Origin of the sequence: Akkermansia massiliensis, assembly GCF_023516715.1 — a bacterium.
Taxonomy (GTDB): Bacteria; Verrucomicrobiota; Verrucomicrobiia; order Verrucomicrobiales; family Akkermansiaceae; genus Akkermansia; species Akkermansia massiliensis.
In genome coordinates, this window is the sequence record NZ_JAMGSI010000001.1 from 481,048 (window position 1) to 498,919 (window position 17,872).

Genomic DNA, 17,872 nt, shown 5'->3' on the forward strand with positions numbered 1-17,872 from the left:
TTGGAGTTGTTCAAAAAACTTAGAACATCGGGCATTTTTTTCCTTTCCCGCCGGAGGCTGCCGGAAAAAGCTTCCTACCTTCTGGCCGCCGCGGCGGGGCCCTGGGCTCCGTAGGCGCTGACGCCCCTGACGGCGACGGACCCGGCATCCCCCAGGAAGGATTTGGGCAGCGTCACGCGGGTCTGGCTGCCCGGCAGAAGGATGCGCGTGGCCCACTGGCTGCCGTAGCGCGCCTGGACGGCCCATTTCCGGGAGGGATTGCCGGACGGCTGCCAGGAAAGGGTTACGGTGGAACCGTTGTCCGCCACGTAAAAATTCTGCGGCTGGCCTGGCGTTCCGGTTCCGCACCAGGGCATGGCGGGAGGGACGGCCATGGAGGGATACAGCCTGTTCAGGTATTTCTGGATGCCTCCGGCATTCCGCATGATGGATTTGACGCTCCAGAAGCACTGCCCGGGGGCGCTTCTGGCCAGGGAGCGGGAATAGTTGACCTGCGCGGCTATTTCAGAGGCGGGGCGCCCCGGGTCTTCGCTGCTCATGATGCGCGCGGTGGCGATGCCGGGCCACACCGGGCGGCTCGTGTTCTGGGCGGCCCACCACTGCATCAGGACCGGAAAGCTCTGCTTGGCCGGGCTGCAGCGCCAGTAAAGCTGCGGGGCCAGGTAATCCACCCATCCGCGGGAAAGCCACTTGCGGGCGTCGCAGGCCAGGTGCTCGTAAGCGTCCACTCCCGCTTCAATGCCGCCGGGAACGCCCGGACGCCAGATGCCGAACGGGCTGATGCCCACGCGTACCCAGGGTTTGGAGGATTTGACGGACTTGTACATGTCATGCACGAAGTCGTCAATGCAGGCCCGGCGCTGGGAGGGAGACTTTCCGTCGCTGAAGCTGGCGGGGGACCAGGTGCGGCCGGGCGTGGGGTAGGGGTAGAAATAGTCGTCCAGGTGCACGCCGTCAATATCGTAGCGGCGCACGACGTCCAGGATAACCCTCATCGCGTGGTCACGGGAGGCGGAGGCGCTGGGGTTCATCAGCAGAACGGAGCCGTTGCGTTTCATCAGGTCCGGACGGGTGAGGGAAATGTGGTTGCGCCCCACGGCGTGCTTCACATTGGCCTTTGCCCGGAAGGGGTTGAACCAGGCGTGCAGTTCAATGCCGCGGCGGTGGGCCTCCTGAATGGCGAAGGCCAGGGGGTCATACCCCGGATTGACGCCGGGCCCGGAGAGCCACTGGCTCCACGGCTCCAGGGAGGACTGGTACAGGGCGTCCGCGTTCGGGCGCACCTGGAGAAAGACGGCATTCAGCTTCAACTGAGCGCAGGTATTCAGGATCGTCAGCAGCTCCGCACGCTGGGCAGCGCCGGAAAGGCCGGAACGGGAGGGCCAGTCAATGTTATGGACGGTGGAAATCCACGCCGCGCGGAATTCCTGCGGGGCGGCGGGGACGGATTCTCCGGAGGGCTGCCACCCCAGCGCCTGGGAGGCCAGGGCCAGCAGGGAGCAGGAAAGGGCATGGAAAAAGGGAAATCTGGTCATGATGGGATGGTGAGGAATGCTTCCGGGACATTTAACGCCCATTCGGTGAATCTGTCCATGGCGGATGCCGGCGGTTCCGTCATGGAAGGGCGGCGGCCGCGGCATTCAGCGGGGCCGGGACGCCAGGCTGTTGACCAGATGAGCGTTGAATCCGGCCCCGAAACCGTTGTCTATATTGACGACGGACACGCCGTTGGCGCAGGAGTTCATCATGGCGAGCAGCGTGGTTACTCCGCGGAAATTGGCTCCGTAGCCCACGCTGGTGGGTACGGCGATCACGGGGGCTTTTACCAGCCCGGCCAGCACGCTGGGAAGCGCTCCTTCCATGCCTGCCACAGCCACCAGCACGGTGGCCCGGCGGATGGAATCCAGATGGGAAACCAGGCGGTGCAGGCCCGCCACGCCGCAATCCCGGTACCGGAGCACCCGGCTGCCCAGGAATTCCGCCGTCAGGGCGGCTTCCTCCGCTACGGACTGGTCCGAGGTGCCCGCGCTGACGATGCCGACGAAGCCCTCCGTCTGCGGAACGGGGTTCGCCATGATGCGCATGAGGCGCGCTTCCGGGTGCATGTCCGCCTCCGGAAAGGCGCGGTTCAGGTAGTCCAGCGCCTCCACGTTCAGGCGCGTGGCCAGCACGTTCTGTCCGGCGGCAAGCAGGCCGCGGGCTATCTCTTCAATCTGGTCCGGGGTTTTTCCTGCGCCGTAAATCACTTCCGGGCATCCGGTGCGCTCCAGGCGGCCGTAATCAATATCCGTATGGGAAGATGCGGGCGCAGTGGCGGCCCGGATTTTTTCCGCCGCTTCCTCCGTGGAAAGGCGGCCTTCCTCAAGCTGATGCAGGATGGCGGTAATGTCATTCATGATGGTTCGTTCATGCTGCCTCTGGAATATCCTTCCAGGTCCAGGGTGATGTAGCGGAAGCCCAGCTCCCGCAGGCGGTGCGCTACGGGAGCGGCAAGCTCCCCGCTCCGGAACAGTCCGCGTTCCTCCTCCGGCAGTTCAATGCGGGCCAGGTCGTCCCCGTGAACCCGGACGCGGCAGCCTTTCAGCCCCAGGGAGCGCAGGAAGGCCTCCGCCGCATCCACGCGCCGCAGCAGGGATTCCGTCACGGGGCGGTTGTGCTCCAGCCGGGTCAGCAGGCAGGCATAGGCCGGCTTGCCGCTGACGGACTCCGGCAGGCCAAGTCCGCGGGCCACGCTGCGGATGTCCGCCTTGTCCATGGCGGCTTCCAGAAAGGGGCTCAGAATGCCGAGTTCCTGCAAGGCTTTGCGCCCGGGGCGGTAGTCGCCCAGGTCATCCGTGTTGGAGCCGTCTGCCAGCAGGGGAAAGCCCGCTTCCGCGGCTCTGGCAGCCAGGGCGGAAAACAGGGCATGCTTGCACAGGTAGCAGCGCAGTGGCGGATTATCCGCAAGGGAAGGCAGGATGGGGAACGCCAGTGTCTCCTGGCGAATGCCCAGGCGGCGGCACAGCTCCGCGCTGTCCCGCACTTCCTCCTCCATTACATAGGGAGTTTGCGCGGTCAGGGCCAGGCAGTGTTCCGGCCCCAGAACCTTGGCGGCAGCAGCCAGCAGCACGCTGCTGTCCAGCCCGCCGGACAGGGCGACGGCGATGCGCTCCCTGGGGAGCAGGACGGCGCGCAGCCGTTCAAACGGAGTCTGTGGAGGAGGAGTCATGGGAGGGGGTGGGGAAAAGCCCCATCAACTGGCACTGTTCCAGCGGCAGTCCGGTGTTTTCCGCCAGGGTTCTGCAATCTTCAAATTCCGCCTTCCGGTGATGGGGGCGTCCGTTCATGAAAGAGGTTTTTACATGCACCGTTCCGTGGGGAGTGCATACGGAGGCGCTCTCCCGGCGCAGGATGTGGCGGCACGTATCATGCTGGCGTATCCCCGGCGTGCTGCTGTGCAGGAAAAACGCTTCCCTCACGCGGTCCGCCTGTTCCGGCAGGCACAGGGCGCAGACTTTGACCGCCAGGCGCCCCTTCTTCATGCAGATGGACTCCTGCCAGGCGTCCAGCGCGCCGGCCTCCATCAGCTTTTCCGCCAGGTAGGCGGTCTGTTCCGGCGTCATGTCGTCTATATTGGCGCACAGCTCCGTCAGCAATTCCGGGGAACTCTCCTGTTCCTCCGTTTCCACCAGCATCACCCGGAGGATATTAGGCAGGGGGAGCCCCTGGCGGTGGCCGATGCCGTAGCCGGTTCCGGTGATGCGGCCCGCCAGCGGGGCCGGGACAGGCCGCGCCAGGGCGGCAATATAAGCTGCTCCGGTGGGAGTGGTGGCCTCATGGGTGGTTCCGTTCAGGGTGGACTGGAAGCGGCTCGCCAGCAGGGCTGTGGCCGGGGCCGGAACGGGCATCGTTCCGTGCTGGCAGGTCACGGTGCCTGAGCCCAGTTCCACCGGTCCAGTGAAGACGGCGTCCGCCCGGAGCAGCTCCAGGCAGATGGCGGCCCCCGTGATGTCAATGATGGAGTCCACCGCTCCCACTTCATGGAAATGGACTTCCTCCGGCGTGGTGCCGTGCACCTGGGCCTCCGCCTCCGCCAGCAGGGAGAAAATGGAAAGGGCCGTCCGCTTTACGGCGTCTGAAAGGCCGCTTGCCCCAATAAGCCTGCGGATATCCGCCATGGTCCGGTGATGGTGTGCATGGCCGTGGCCGGAATGGCCTTCTTCCACCGTCAGTACGTCAATCCGCGTTCCCTGGATGCCGGACTGCTGCGCACGGCGGCATTCCAGTTTCCATTCCCCGTGCACGTGCAATTTGGACAGCTCCCGTTCCAGGCTTTCCCTGTCCACGCCCAAATCAATCAGGGCGGCCAGATTCATGTCTCCGCTGATGCCCGCGCTGCAATCATAGACCAAGGCTCTCATGATAGGCCAGTGTAGAAGGAAAACATCCCGGCTCAAGGTCAAAGTGAGCCTTATCTCCGCAGGGTTCCCGGCGTCCGGCAGCGCGGGTTTGGCTCATTGCCGCCCGGCCATGCAAAGATGGCCTGTGAAATACATTGCTAGAGAACTTCAAATATGCCACAATTCCTGCGGCGCTGACCAGCGCCGGCCCTCGTCCATATCATGTCCATCCCGTTCTTTTCGAAATTACGATCCCAGAAGCACTATCTTCAACTGGTCAAGCCGGAATTGAAGCAAGTTTCTGAGTTTGTGGAAGCCCAGGCATCCTGTTTTGACCCGGAAGTCACCGACTACATGGAAACAGTGTGCCAGTCCAAGGGGAAAATGCTCCGGCCGGCCCTGGTTCTGCTGGTAGCCGGCGCCACGGGCGGCATCAAGGAAGCCCACATCCGGCTGGGAGCCCTGCTGGAAATGGTGCATCTGGCCTCCCTCGTGCATGATGACGTGATTGACGAGGCCGACAAGCGCCGTGACGAGGCCACCGCGAACGCCCTGTGGGGCAACAGCCTGGCCGTACTGCTGGGGGATGTTCTCTTTTCCCATGCCATGGTGCTTGGTACCGAGTTCGGCAGCACGGAATTCTGCCGCAGGCTGGCGAACACCGTCAGGGACGTATGCCAGGGGGAAGTGGCCCAGTCCAGCCGCCTGTATGACCTGAGCATGACCCGCGAGGAATACTTTGAAATCATCCGGAAAAAAACCGCCTCCCTGTTCTCCGCCGCTACGGGCGGCGCGGCGTGGATCTCCGGAGTGGCCCCGGAAGTGGAGGAATCCCTTTACCAGCTGGGAGACCTGCTGGGGGTGGCCTACCAGATTTACGACGACTGCCTGGACATGGTGGGCGATGAAGACGATGCCGGCAAAACGCTCCACACGGACGCCACCAAGGGCAAGCTGACCCTCCCCATCTTCAACCTGCTGGAATGCGGGGACAGGAACGTGGAAGCCACGCTCAGAGACGCCATTGAAAACCGTGAAGTGGTGGATTACTCCGCCTTTCAGGATAACCCCGTTTTTGCGGAGGCCCTGGACAAGTCGATCCAGGTGGCTCTGGAGAAAAACGAGGCTGCCCGTGAAATCCTGTGGCTCCTTCCCCAGACGGAATACCGTGAGGCCCTGGCGGAAATGACCTTCTACATGGACGAGTTGCTCAACGACTGCCGTATCTCCTGAGCTTCATTCACATCCTTAAAAAAGGGAGGACGGTTTCCGGAAATGGACTTCGGCAACTTGTCTGGAATCCAGAACGCTGTTCACGAAGGCAGGCTCCGTGGCATTTTTTTAAACCGGGACCGTTTCCCAGGGCTCCTTCCTCATGAAACGGTCCCTCTATCCGGGCCTGCGTGCCTCCCTGCTTCACTGGACGGAAAATCCGTTTCCATGGGCTGGCTTTTTTAGAGCGGGAGACCGATGAAGATGCCTTGCAGGTCAGCAGGCGCAGCCTCTCCGGCGGCCTGGCGAAGCTTGTGCGGGCAGGATGGTGATGATTTGGTTCTGCAGCAACTGCACTTTGGAGGCGCGCTGTGCTGTGATGTTATTGGTTTGCTGGAGGGGATAACACCCTTGATTGCTGTTACCGAGCTCATCTATATCAAATAACCGGTTTTCTCCCCAGTGCTTGGCGAGCAGTTTGGAGTTATCCGTTGTTGCATATCCGGCAATAACGCACCAATGTGCATGCGGAAGGTCCGTCCACTGGACGCCAGTCCGGGGGAAACCGTGTTTTTCGTTTTGCTTATCATTGATAACTTGAAAAGGAACGAGGGCATACCCTCCCTGATCAATGGTGTCCCGGATGGTTTGTTCATGAAATAACTGGCAGGCGGCGGAGCAGCTTCCGTTGGCTCTCGCATGGATGAAACGGGCAAAATCGTGGGGATGGAAAACTTCCCCTACCTCGCTTAAACAGCCCTCTGCACGATTGGTGAGGGGATATTGAACGGCCAATTTTAAAAGCTCCATATTCGTCCATGCGGCATCAGGATTGAAGCAATTGAGGACATAGGAGGCTGCGTAAAAGCCGCAGGAGGGGTGGGACGTCTGCCGGTCCATCTCCTCCCGATAGGTATTGGGAACGGTACACATGACGTAGCCTGCGTAATGGGCTGAGGAGAAGGCGAGTATATTTTGGTTCCGTGTCATCTTGATTACCGGGGTTCATGGAGCCGGTGAATGAAGATATACGGCTGGAGGAAAATTCCGGAAAGGCTGGCTTGGCGGGAGGAGGCATCCGGTTTTTAAAAGGCGCCTAAACCATGTTGAAAAAGGGCGCCGTATTCAGGATTCGGGGTGTAGCGTTGGCTCGTTTGGAACTATACGGATGGGAACAGGTAGATAGCAAATGGAGAGGGGCAACGCGTTTTTTGGCGGCGGCAGGGAGCATCCGGAATGGTTTTATCTTTTTCCTCAGGCGTCAGCCGGGCCTGCGAGCATGCGCGGAGGCGGGACGGCTTGCAGACAGCCAGCTTCCATGCTAAAAGGCAGGGAAGGAAAGTAGAATAATTCGGCGGGTATGGAAGGAAAGTTTTCTCCTGCGTTCTGCTTCCCGGAAAACGGTGATTCCGGAACATTGAAGCAAACACGGAGCGGCAACTCCCATCAACATGATATGACTGAAAACGAGACCTTTGAGAAAGTGGATTTCCATGAAATGGAGCTGGATGATGAATACTATGATTGCGTATTCGTCGCGTGTGATTTTTCAAAGCTGGTCATCCGGAATACCGATTTTGAGAAGTGCGAGTTCAGGGCGTGCAATTTCACGCTGGCCAGCTTCAAGGGAGCCCTCCGGGATGTTGCCTTTGCCGACTGCAAGATGACTGGCGCAGACTTTACGGACATCGACAGGTTTTCGGACGGCCTGGTCTTTGAAAACTCGCATCTTGATTATGCCAGCTTTGTAGAAGCCAGGTTGCGGAAAACCGTTTTTCGCGGCTGCAAGATGTATGAGGGGTACTTCAATGACGCCGACATGGCGGAATCCGTTTTTGACCGCTGTGACCTGGAACGGGTTTCTTTCGTCGGAACCAATTTGGAGAAAGCCGATTTTTCAACCTCTTTCAACTTTTCGATCAATCCCGCCATGTGCAAGCTGAAAAAGGCGGTCTTTTCCCGGCATGGGCTGGAAGGGCTGCTCGCCCATCTGGACATTGACATCAGGGGATAGGAGCGCGGCCACGGTTTAACTGGAATACGGAATAGGCCGTTATAGCGGGTAAAACAAGAATGCGGGCATTCCCGTTTCAGGAATGCCCGCACCGTTTCAACGCAGGTTAGAATTTGGAATTCCGCTTCTTCACTTCCTCTACGAGTTTGGAAAGGGATTTTCCCTTTTTGCGCTTATCATGTTCCGAAGCGGAAAAGTATTCCGCTTCCCGCCGGAGCTTCAGATAGCTTTCATAAACCTCGCGGTCCAGCAGGCCGGTGTTCACTGCTTCCAGGACGGCGCATCCGGGCTCATGGATATGCCCGCAATTCTTGAAACGGCATGCCGCCGCGAAGTCGGAAATATCCAGCGCTTCTGCAAGGGAACCGGGCTGGCCGATCGCCAGGCCGAATTCCCGGACGCCCGGAGTGTCTATTAAAACGCCCGAACCGTCCATCAATACCATTTCCCGGCGGGTGGACGTGTGCCGTCCTTTGCCCGTGGAGGAGCTTATATGGGAGGTGGACAGGACCGGTTTTCCGCACAGCGCATTCACCAGGGAACTTTTCCCGACGCCTGAGGAACCGACAAACACCACTGTTTCCCCTTCCGGAATGGACTCCCGTAGCCGTAGAATCGACTGGGGTTCATGAATGCTTGTAAAAAATACAGGCATCCGGCGCTCCAGGTGTTTGACCTGTTCTTCAATGCCCTGCCTGTCAAACCCTAGATCGGCCTTGTTCAGCACCAGTACGGGTTTGATTCCCTCTTCCAATATCTGAACCATGAAACGCTCGGCTCTGCGGATATTGAAATTATCATCCAGGCTCTGGACAATGAATGCCTTGTCCACGTAAGAGGCGATGGCCTGCCTGTCGGAAACCGTTCCGCTTTTCTTGCGGTACAGGGTCCGTTCATGGGGCAGCACATCGACGATGATTCCTTTCGTTTCATCAAAGGGCTGGAAAATCACCCAGTCGCCCGTGCAGGGCAGTTCAAAGGCTGGTTTTTCATACATCATGTTTCCCCTTAATTCGCACTGGAACACTCCGTTCTCCGCCACGATCTCATAACACGTCCTGTGCACGATGGCGATGCGGCCATGGGGCAGGGCGCTGTACGTAGATTCCCGTTTGAGCCGGCTTAACTTCTCATTCCAGCCGTAAGCATTTAAATGAATCATTGTTCCATCTTTTTTGCGATGTAAAACACGTAGCCGTAGAATTCCTTGTACCTGCGGTATAATTCCTCTTCATGGCGCAGGGATGCGACTAATTCCGCGGCGGCTTCATTTCCCGGATATTGATGAAGGAACATTTCCTGCACGGGAACCTGCGGAGCGTAATAATGCTCCGTCCAGCAGCTTTCCGGCAGAATGAAGGAAGCGACAGGCACGTACCCGGCCCTCTGTATCTGGGCTATCTTATTGGGTATGGTGTCTATCTCCGGATACATGTCCATCCAGAAGCGGTGAATCTCTTCCGGACGTTCCGCGGTAAACCACGAGCTTTCGGAAATGGCCAGGTAGCCTCCCGGTTTCAGGAACTTGCGCCATTCGTTCAGCCCCCGTTCAAAGCCGATGTTGTAAATGGCCCCTTCCGACCAGATCAGGTCCAGTTCTTCTTCTGCAAAAGGGAGCTTGTCCATGGAACCGACGATGCCTTCTACCCTGTCCTGCAAGCCTGACTGCGTTGCCTGGCGGTTGAAGATGCGGATGAAATCCGGGAACAGGTCAAGCCCCGTAACGCTTCCCTGAACATGTGCGGCAAGCGTCCTGGTCTGTCCGCCCGTGCCGCAGCCGAGGTCGGCGATGCAGGATTGTCCGGTCAGATTGTCAATGAAGCCGAGGGCCTTGAGGGTAGCCTCCGGGCTGCCGGGGCCCTGCCGTTCCAGGCGCGAGAAATATTCGCAGATGAAATTGAAATCGAATTCGTGAATTGTTTTGTTTTTATTACTCATTAATTTAGTAAATGTTGTATGCCATGAGGGCACGGCACAGCGGCGCCGTCATCGTGGCAGATAGATTAACGTTGAAATTCCAATAATACGGAACTTCCTCCCGGAAGGGATCATCCGGGAGCAAACAAAAGGGGACAACCGCTACGGAAAGTACCGGTTGTTTACAAGGCCGAGGCCGATTTAAATGAAGTATTAAACATGAAGCAAAGATATATCGTCTTGTGCCGGACTGGAAATGCGCTGCCGATAAGATTGTTTCAGAAGCAACTTTTCCGGTGCGGCGGGGAACAGGGGTAAATCCCCGTTCGCCTCATATCTTCTCTGTAATTTGTATTTCCAATACTTTCCCGAAAGTATGCCCGCGTACAGGATGTGCGGGCCGTGCCGGAATTTCGCACGGTCCGGCTGTCTTTTTCAAGACATTATTATGTCTGCTGTTCTCCGGAGCCGGAAAAAACGTCATTCCCGCGCGTCGGGGATGCTTCCTCTACTCCGTCTTTCCGTACCTGCGCGCCCGGAAGGAATAGGCCACCGCCACCACGGCGGCGAGTATGGCGTACAGGATGAAGCGGTCCGTGGAGATGGCGTTGGCGGATTCTCCGTTGGACAGGAAAAAGGTGATGGCGGCCACCAGCATGTTGCCTGCAAAGATGGTGAGGTTCCAGAAGCTGGTGATGACGCTTTTCAAATGCAGCGGAGCCTGCGTGTAGGCGAATTCGAGGCCGGTGGTGCTGAGCAGGATCTCGGAAATGGTGAGTACGCAGTAGGGGATCAATTGCCACGCGATGGACATGGAGGCTCCTCCCTCCAGCCTGTATTGCAGGAAAGCGACAATCAGGAACGTCACGGAGCTCAGGGCCAGCCCCGTTCCAAGGCGCACCAGGGGCCGCGCCAGCGTCACCACCTTCGGATAGACGAATACGGTGATCAGTGGAATGAACACCATCACGAAAATGGGATTGGCCGCCTGGATTTGCGCCGGCCCGATGGACCAGTCTCCGCCGCCCGGGAGCGGGATGGAAAGGGGAATCATCCTGCTGCCCTGGGCCACCCAGGAGGAGGCCGTCTGTTCAAAGATGGACCAGAAGGGAATGATGAAGACAAAGATGGAGAGGATTTTCAGGATGTGCCGGGCGTCCTCCACGGCGGAAGCTCCGCAGCGTTGCTCCGCATTCTTCCAGCCCCCGTGGAACAGGACGATGAAGAGCACTTTCCAGAAGCCGGCGCGGCCGTTGTTGCGTTCAGGCGGCGTTCTGTGGTACTTCTTGCGGCCCAGCCAGAAGACGAAGGTGGCGATGCCCATGAAAATGCCCGGAACGGCAAACGCCCAACTGTACCCGTAATGCTGTTCCATGGCCGGAATGACCAGGAAGGAGAAGAAGGAGCCCAGGTTGATAGCCCAGTAAAAGGCATTGAAGGCCTTGGTCATCAACTGCGGGGATTTATTCGGAATCTGGTCCCCCATGAAGGCGGAGACGCAGGGCTTGATGCCTCCCGCGCCCAGCGCGATGATGAACAGGCCCGTCATCAGGATGTAACGGCGCGCTTCAATGGTATGGAAGAGGTCCGCCGTGGCCAGGACTCCGTGCCCTACGCAGTAAAGCAGGGAAATGTAAAGAATGGTCTTGTACCGGCCCCATACCTTGTCCGCCAGCCATGCGCCCGCCAGGGGAAGCAGGTAAACCATTCCCGCGAAGACGTGGAGGGTGGCGGTGGCCCAGTTTTCGCTCATCAGCAGGTGGCCCGTCATGTACAGCATGAGGATGGACTTCATGCCGTAGAAGCTGAAGCGTTCGCAGGCTTCCGTTCCGATGATGTACCTGGACTGGGCAGGGAGGGCGCTCATGGATGATGAGGGGGGAGGGGGTCAGGGATGGCGGAACAAGGGCAATAAAAATGATGGCCCCGGTGCGGGGGCCATCATAGGAAGGCATTTTGGCGGCATTCCGCCCCTGTGCGGCGGGACACGGGGGTAATGACGGCTGCCATGGAAAGGAAGGGTGTTAGCGTTCCTGGTTCAGGATGGGGGCGATCTCCACCTTGTACTGGGCGATGCACGCTTTCAGCCAGTCCAGCATGATCATGGATTTGGCCTGGGCGGTCAGGGCCGGGGCAATCTGCTGGGTGGCCTTGATCTGGAACTCCGGCGTATCCTCCAGTTCGCGCTTGACGAGCTGGGTCAGCAGGATGCCGTCCCCCGTGTTGATGGGCTGGGCCATCCGGCCGGGGTTAATGACGGAAACCGCCTGGAATACTTCTTCAGGGACCGGGAGTTCCTTGGGCGGAGCCAGGCGGGAATTCATGGCGCGGTCCAGAAGGGCCTGGAGTTCTTCCTGGCTTCTGGCGTTTTGGAGGTTGACGCTGCTCAGGAGGGCGTTCGGATTGATGAAGGGACCGTAGGCGGCGGTCTTGGCTCCGGCCTTCCCGGCGATGGCGTTGAACTGTTCCACGGGCTTTTCAGCCTTCTGCAATTCCGTGTTGAGTTCGGCGGCGGCTTTGTTCATGGATTCCACGGTCATGCTTTCCAGCAGGTCAGCGCGGGCGCTGTTGCGGGCGGTTTCATAAGGCAGCGCCTTTACCGGGGTAACGCCTTCCAGGCGGACCAGGACGACCTGTCCGTTTTCCAGCACCTGCATGGTGCTGATCTGTTCGGCTCCGGTCTTGGCGCGCGCTTCTTCAATGGCCTTGGCGTCCGCATCCGCATTCAGGGCGGGGGCTCCCGTCAGGGAGAAGGCCACGTCCAGCAGGGTGGCGCTGCGTCCGTCGGAGGCGGACTGGTTGATCGGCTGGTTGATTTCCTGGGGCGCATTCTTGCGCGTCACGGCCGTGTAGGACTTCTTCTCCATCTTGCAGACGTCGGGAGTCTTGGCCAGGGCTTCACTGATGGCCTGGTCCATGTTCCTGCCGTTGGTGGCGTTCAGCGGTTCCCAGATGTCATTTTCCACCAGGTTCATGGTTTCCATGGTGGCGTTGGAAATATCGCCGGGCTTGGGAGCCTGGGCATCGCCCGCGGGGGTGAAGGTGTACACGGTGAAGAAGCGGGCTTCCTCGTTCTTGTAATTTTCCTTGTGCTTGTCCCAGAAGGTTTTGATTTCCTCTTCTCCCGGGTCCGTCTTGGGACGGAAGGCGCTCTTTTCCAGGAAGGCGGTGTTGACCGTGATCTGCTGGCTGTTGGACTCCGCCACGGCTTCGGCAAAGCCGGATTCCACGGAAATGCCGCCGGTCAGCACATCCTTGATGCGCACCAGGCTGATGGTGTCTTCCATCAGGCCGCGCAGCAGTTCCTCCTGAAGCTTCTTGCCCATGTTGCCGCGCATGGAAATGAAATTGTCGTACTTCCGGGGGTCGAAGACGCCCTTCTCATCCTGGAATTCGGGAATGTTGCAGATGGCGTCGTCAATCTCCGTAGTATTGGGCGTCAGGCCCAGCCGGCTCGCCTCCCTGCGGATGATGCCGCGGTAGGCCAGGAAAGCGGCGTTGGGATTATTCGTTTTCAGCAGGTGGCAGAGTTCCCGCAGGCTTTCTTCCGAGCTGAAATTGTCCTGGAGCAGCGGGCCGAAGGTGGAAGGGAAGGAGAAAGCCACGGACAGGCCGGTTCTGCCCATGCTGTTGTAATCCTTTTCTCCGTAAGACTTGCCGTCCACGGAAACGAAGGTTTGCTTGAACATGCCGGTCAGGGAGCCGCCGCTTACGTCCCCGCCGATGAACATGAGGCCCACAAACACCAGGGCCATGGCTGCCATGATGACGATTGTATGTTTACGTAAGTAATCTAACATGGAATGTTAAGTTGAAGATGCGCGTGTGGCCGGTCCCGGACTGACGGCAGCCTGGACAGCCCGGACCTTTTACACCTTTTCCCGCCGCTAGGCAAGAACGAAGCTTTCCGCTTCCGGCGGCTTTTCCAAAACATTGCGGCATGCGCTTTCCTGTCATGAAGGGCGTTTCCGGTCACGGCAGAACAGTTTTTGACCTCGACGGTGATGCAAATACCCCTTATGTTGCTCCTGCGCGGAAGGTTCCGGATGCCGCAGGGCGGTCCGGCCTCGTGGGGCCTGTTCCCTCCCGCGCATGTCCGTAGCCGGATGTTCCTTTAATCGCAAGGATTTATGCTGAACCAGGTAGTAGAACTCAAAAGAGAAGTGACGGCGGTCCAGATCCCCAGCGGGGATGTGCTCACGCTGCCGGAGGGGGAACGCGTGTATATCACCCAGATACTGGGCGGCTCCTATACCGTGGCTACGGACCATGGCCTGGCCCGCATCTCCAGGGAAAATGCGGACGCCCTGGGAGCGGAAGCGGCGGAAGCCTCCCCGGAGGCGGCTGAACTGGATGAAAACGCCACGCTTGAAGAACGGGTATGGGATACGCTGAAATGCGTGTACGATCCGGAAATCCCCGTGGACATCGTCAACCTGGGCCTGATTTACGACGTGACCGTCATCGAGCTGGAAAACGGCCTGCATCACGTGGCGGTCAAAATGACTCTTACGGCGCCCGGCTGCGGCATGGGACCCCATCTGGTGATGGAGGCCAAGGACCGCATTGAAGCGCTGGAAGGCGTGGAGGCCGCGGATGTGGAAATGGTGTGGGACCCCCCCTGGAACCAGGACATGGTCAGTGAGGAAGGCAGGATGAAACTCGGATTGATCTGACTCCATGCCGGTGACATTGAAATTATCCGACGACGAGGCGCGCGATCTGGCGGAAATGCTTTCCACCGCCGCCACGGTGGCCGCCTCCAACCAGCAGGATGGGGCGGAAGGACGCCTGGTGGCGTGGGGAAAGCTGGTCTCCCGGCTGATGGAGGAACTATCCGCCACGCCCAAACTGAAGGGCCGCATTGCCTACGCGGACGATCTGGGCGGTTACGCCTTCACCCGGGAATATGAGGAAAACGCCTTTTTCCAGGACTGCCTGGACGAGTACCGGGACAACATTTTCTGGGCGGACCTGGTGACGCGCATGGCGGACAAGGCCATCAGCGAACACCTGGGGCCGGAGTACTTTGAAAGCATGCCGGAGGAGGAACGCCGCCGGACGGCGGAAGCCCTGGAAAAATCCCTGTGGCAGGAATGCGCCAGGTACGGCATTGACCGGCTGGGTTTCATCCTTCCCCCGTCGGACGGTTAAAAGGGAAAATTGTTCAAGGAATATCCGTGAACCGGATACTGCCTGAATGGCGGACGGCCCGGACTGCATGCGTGGATGCGCTGGGGATGGCTGGCGCGTGCGTCGTGCGTTTGCGTGGCTATTGAGCAGATGGACGGCGTATTTATCCTGTTCCAGGTTTTTGGCTGGCACGCGTTGCGGAAGCGCCGCAAGCCCTGCGTCAGCTGAAATGAAAAACGTCCGGCAGGGGGTACTGGTTTTCAGGATAAAAAGTCCGCTGGCGCTCAGTTTTACCTTGAGGGCCGCGGGGGGCTGCGGCAATCCCCGGATGGGCAGGACAAATCCGGGCAGTTTCCGCGGACCGGGAATTGTTCATGCGCCGGGCCGGAGCCTTATTCCTCCGGGTCCTCCGGCATGGGAGGGGTGGGGCTGCCCAGGTGTTCCGTCTCCTTGGGAGTGGAGAGCACCTTGTAATACGCCCATGCGGCGGCGGTCAATACGCCGCCGATGGAAACGATCATGGTTAGCCAGCCGGTAAGGGACATGATTATTTGATGTTCTCCTGAACGAGCCTGGTGACGACTTCATCAGGCTGGACAGGATTGGCATCCTGGGGCAGGGGACGGTTCTGGAACAGTTTGAAATCCGTCATTTTTGTTTCTCCGCCCGTCTGGAGCAGAACGGAACCGTTGGGCTGGATGTCTGCCATGACGTTGGTGGAGGGGGTGGGATCGCCGGTGAACGTCACGCTGGTGTTGGGGTGCCATTTGCCGTCCTTGTATGCGAAGCTGGGGCCGAAGAAGGCGCCGCGGGCTTTCTTGGCGGATTCAAAGTTGCGCATGAAGTCTTCCACGAATCCGACGGAGAAGGAAAGTTCCTTTTCCGAGGAATGCGTTTTCCATTTGGAAATGAGGTCCCAGGACTTGTCCTTGTTGTTGAAGTAGTAGCCGCTGATTTCCTTGAATTTCCCCATCTTTTTGACGCAGACGAGGAAACGCATGTTTTCCCCGACGGTCCAGGGATAGTCCACGAAGCTCTGGCCGCCCGTTCCTTCGCCGCCGAAGCGGCCGGAGCGCGCGTTTTCACCCAGCTTTACCAGTTTGGTGCGCTCTTCTTCCGGCACGCTGTTGGGGTTGTCCCCATGGGCCACCGGGTCCCAGATGGAAAAGATGATGACTTTTTTACCGTTGGACTGTTCCTGAAAGCCGATGTAGCCGTCGTCAAAATTCATGGCGCAGAAGTAGGTGCCCGGAACGGATGTCTTGGCTTTCACTTCATTGTACAGGGCGCTCGCCTGGGCCGGGTGGCCCTGCTGCATGACATGGACGGAACGGCACTGGCGTTTTGCCAGCAGTTCCGGGTCTTCCTGGGCATGCAGGAGAGTGGTTCCGGAGAACAGGGCGGCGCAAACGACGGCTGTGGCGGAGAAAAGACGCATGGTTTTGAATGATTGATTGATGGTTGGCCGCTCTCCGTCCGGAGGGATGGAGGCTAGCAAATAATTAGTACGGGCTAATTACGTTTGCCCTGTGGGAAATCTCGCATGGAAACTGCACTTTTTTCAAGATTTTTTCGGCATGAGCATTCCGGAGAAATTCATGAAACTGGGGGAGAACCGCAAGCCTTTACGGCAACCGGAATTGCATATCCGGAAGGACGCCCCCATGATGTGGTCTTCCATTTGTTTGCTTTCGTTCAATGCGGCTGATTGATTCCTTTAACTGCCGCAAAGGCCCGCGGCGCTTCCGGAATGAAGAAGGCCGTCCCGCGCGGATGCGGGAACGGCCTTCGGGATGATGAACGGGAAGTGTCGTTCTACCGGATGGGGTTCAGGAAGAGGGGCATCAGGCCTCCCAGCACGATGAAGATGGAGAAGGCCGCCAGCATCACTCCGGAAATGACGGGAACCTGTACGGGGTCCGCGTCTTCTGCGGGCTTGTCCCAGTACATGGAGCGGATGACCTTGAAGTAGTAATAGAAGCCGGAGGCCGCGCAGATGATCATGACGGGGAGCATCCAGCTCAGGTACAGGCCCGTGTTGATGACGTGCACGAAGGAGATCATTTTGGCGAAGAAGCCGGCCGTCAGAGGCACGCCCGCCAGGGAGGCGAACATGATGGTGATGGCCAGGGCCAGCCGGGGATTGGTCTTGCCCAGGCCGCGGAAGGCGGAGATTTCCTCGCTCCCGCGCTGGATGCGGATCATGGCGAGGGCGAAGAAGGCGCCGAAGGTCATGACCAGGTACACGGCCAGGTAGAACGGGGCGTTCGGGGCAAGCCGCCCATCCACGGTGCCGATGAAGAGGGGAAGGATGAAGCCGGCCTGCGCGATGGAGGAATAACCCATCATGCGCTTCAGGTTGGTCTGCGGAATGGCGCCCAGGTTGCCCACCAGCAGCGTAGCCGCAGCCATCAGGGCCACGACGAATTCAACGGGGGGCAATGCGGCGAAGGGAGCCAGAATGATGTTGAGCAGGGCGAAGCCGGCCACCTTGGAGGCTACGGAAAGGAAAGCCGTCACCGGAGTGGGTGCGCCCTGGTATACGTCCGGAATCCACAATTGCATGGGAACCGCGCCGATTTTGAAGGCCGTGCCGAGCAGCAGCATGGCGAGGGCCAGGTACATGGCGGGGGCCGTCTGGCCCGCCAGCGCGTGGCTGACGATGGCTCCGTCATAGATGAAGGTTCCCGTGACGCCGAAGTACCAGGCCAGGCCGAAGACGAGGAAGCCCGTGCTGACGGCGCCCAGAATCAGGTACTTGATGCCCGCTTCCGTGGAGCCCAGGTTCCGGCGGAAGTAGCCCACCATGATGAAGGAGCTCAGGGTAAGCACTTCTAGGGAGACGAACAGTTCCACCAGGTTGGAGGCTTTGCACAGGGAGGTGATGCCCACGCAGGCCAGCAGGGGAAGGATGTAGAATTCCCCCGTGCCGTCCTGGGACTTGGAGTCGTTGGAAGAGAGGTTGATGACGGCCCGGAAGTCCACGGACAGCAGCAGGGTGACTGCCGTGGCGACAAGCGCCAGGATGATGTAGACGTTGTCATAGAGTCCCCCCATGTAGAAGGGGAGCATCGCCAGGGCACCCGCCGCGCCAATCAGCCCGAAGACGAATTTGGGCGTCTTTTTGCAGAAGGTCTCGGCCAGGGGCATAAGCATCGCCAGGCCGGCCAGGATGAATTCCGGAATATACGCTTGCATGGGTAAAAGAAGATCGGGT

General features: G+C 59.1%; 16 protein-coding genes. 4 read left to right on the forward strand and 12 right to left on the reverse strand.

Going from position 1 to position 17,872, the window contains the following annotated elements; genetic code table 11:
- Positions 1-74: 74 nt before the first annotated feature.
- From M8N44_RS02055 to larC, 4 genes are all read right to left on the reverse strand, one after another.
- Positions 75-1,535 carry a glycoside hydrolase family 10-like protein gene (locus tag M8N44_RS02055; protein ID WP_102728433.1) on the reverse strand — a complete coding sequence of 487 codons (1,461 nt, stop codon included), beginning with the start codon at positions 1,533-1,535 and terminating at the stop codon, positions 75-77.
- A gap of 105 nt (positions 1,536-1,640) precedes the next feature.
- Positions 1,641-2,396, reverse strand: coding sequence for a nickel pincer cofactor biosynthesis protein LarB (gene larB, locus M8N44_RS02060; RefSeq protein ID WP_022396648.1), 756 nt, complete (start codon positions 2,394-2,396; stop codon positions 1,641-1,643).
- Complete coding sequence (gene larE, locus M8N44_RS02065; RefSeq protein WP_102728265.1) at positions 2,393-3,208, reverse strand: ATP-dependent sacrificial sulfur transferase LarE; 816 nt, start codon at positions 3,206-3,208, stop codon at positions 2,393-2,395. The genes larB and larE overlap by 4 nt, the downstream gene beginning before the upstream one ends.
- Positions 3,180-4,400, reverse strand: coding sequence for a nickel pincer cofactor biosynthesis protein LarC (gene larC / locus M8N44_RS02070; RefSeq protein WP_022396650.1), 1,221 nt, complete (start codon positions 4,398-4,400; stop codon positions 3,180-3,182). The genes larE and larC overlap by 29 nt, the downstream gene beginning before the upstream one ends.
- A gap of 201 nt (positions 4,401-4,601) precedes the next feature.
- Between larC and M8N44_RS02075 the strand changes: the two genes are divergently transcribed.
- A complete protein-coding gene (locus M8N44_RS02075) occupies positions 4,602-5,612 on the forward strand; it encodes a polyprenyl synthetase family protein (protein ID WP_102722541.1) in 1,011 nt (336 codons plus the stop codon).
- A gap of 255 nt (positions 5,613-5,867) precedes the next feature.
- On the opposite strand, the gene M8N44_RS02080 is transcribed toward M8N44_RS02075, so the two are convergent.
- Positions 5,868-6,491 carry a hypothetical protein gene (locus tag M8N44_RS02080; RefSeq protein ID WP_146023803.1) on the reverse strand — a complete coding sequence of 208 codons (624 nt, stop codon included), beginning with the start codon at positions 6,489-6,491 and terminating at the stop codon, positions 5,868-5,870.
- 556 nt (positions 6,492-7,047) lie between these two features.
- Between M8N44_RS02080 and M8N44_RS02085 the strand changes: the two genes are divergently transcribed.
- Positions 7,048-7,605, forward strand: a complete 558-nt coding sequence (locus tag M8N44_RS02085) for a pentapeptide repeat-containing protein (RefSeq protein ID WP_022396653.1) — start codon at positions 7,048-7,050, stop codon at positions 7,603-7,605.
- A gap of 106 nt (positions 7,606-7,711) precedes the next feature.
- On the opposite strand, the gene rsgA is transcribed toward M8N44_RS02085, so the two are convergent.
- The 4 genes from rsgA to M8N44_RS02105 all read right to left on the reverse strand — a co-directional run bounded on the left by rsgA (position 7,712) and on the right by M8N44_RS02105 (position 13,322).
- On the reverse strand, positions 7,712-8,767 hold the full coding sequence (gene rsgA, locus M8N44_RS02090; RefSeq protein ID WP_022396654.1) for a ribosome small subunit-dependent GTPase A: 1,056 nt from the start codon (positions 8,765-8,767) through the stop codon (positions 7,712-7,714).
- Positions 8,764-9,543, reverse strand: a complete 780-nt coding sequence (locus tag M8N44_RS02095) for a class I SAM-dependent methyltransferase (protein ID WP_102728266.1) — start codon at positions 9,541-9,543, stop codon at positions 8,764-8,766. Before M8N44_RS02095 ends, rsgA begins: the two co-directional genes overlap by 4 nt.
- A gap of 487 nt (positions 9,544-10,030) precedes the next feature.
- Positions 10,031-11,389, reverse strand: coding sequence for a POT-type proton-dependent oligopeptide transporter (locus M8N44_RS02100; protein WP_102728267.1), 1,359 nt, complete (start codon positions 11,387-11,389; stop codon positions 10,031-10,033).
- Positions 11,390-11,546: 157 nt separating this feature from the next.
- Complete coding sequence (locus M8N44_RS02105; RefSeq protein WP_102728268.1) at positions 11,547-13,322, reverse strand: peptidylprolyl isomerase; 1,776 nt, start codon at positions 13,320-13,322, stop codon at positions 11,547-11,549.
- Between the two features lie 330 nt (positions 13,323-13,652).
- Here M8N44_RS02105 and sufT point away from each other — a divergent pair, with 330 nt between their 5' ends.
- The gene (gene sufT, locus M8N44_RS02110) at positions 13,653-14,198 is read left to right on the forward strand and encodes a putative Fe-S cluster assembly protein SufT (protein ID WP_102722545.1); all 546 of its coding nucleotides are present in this window, start codon (positions 13,653-13,655) and stop codon (positions 14,196-14,198) included.
- A gap of 4 nt (positions 14,199-14,202) precedes the next feature.
- Positions 14,203-14,676 (forward strand): hypothetical protein, encoded by a 474-nt coding sequence (locus M8N44_RS02115; RefSeq protein ID WP_022396659.1) that lies wholly within the window; start codon positions 14,203-14,205, stop codon positions 14,674-14,676.
- Between the two features lie 371 nt (positions 14,677-15,047).
- Here M8N44_RS02115 and M8N44_RS02120 read toward each other — a convergent pair whose 3' ends face one another.
- The 3 genes from M8N44_RS02120 to M8N44_RS02130 all read right to left on the reverse strand — a co-directional run bounded on the left by M8N44_RS02120 (position 15,048) and on the right by M8N44_RS02130 (position 17,853).
- Entirely contained in the window at positions 15,048-15,200 is a 153-nt protein-coding gene (locus M8N44_RS02120) for a hypothetical protein (protein WP_022396660.1), read from the reverse strand.
- Between the two features lie 2 nt (positions 15,201-15,202).
- The gene (locus tag M8N44_RS02125; protein WP_022396661.1) at positions 15,203-16,093 is read right to left on the reverse strand and encodes a DUF3472 domain-containing protein; all 891 of its coding nucleotides are present in this window, start codon (positions 16,091-16,093) and stop codon (positions 15,203-15,205) included.
- A gap of 377 nt (positions 16,094-16,470) precedes the next feature.
- A complete protein-coding gene (locus tag M8N44_RS02130) occupies positions 16,471-17,853 on the reverse strand; it encodes an NADH-quinone oxidoreductase subunit N (protein WP_102728269.1) in 1,383 nt (460 codons plus the stop codon).
- Between the last annotated feature and the right edge of the window lie 19 nt (positions 17,854-17,872).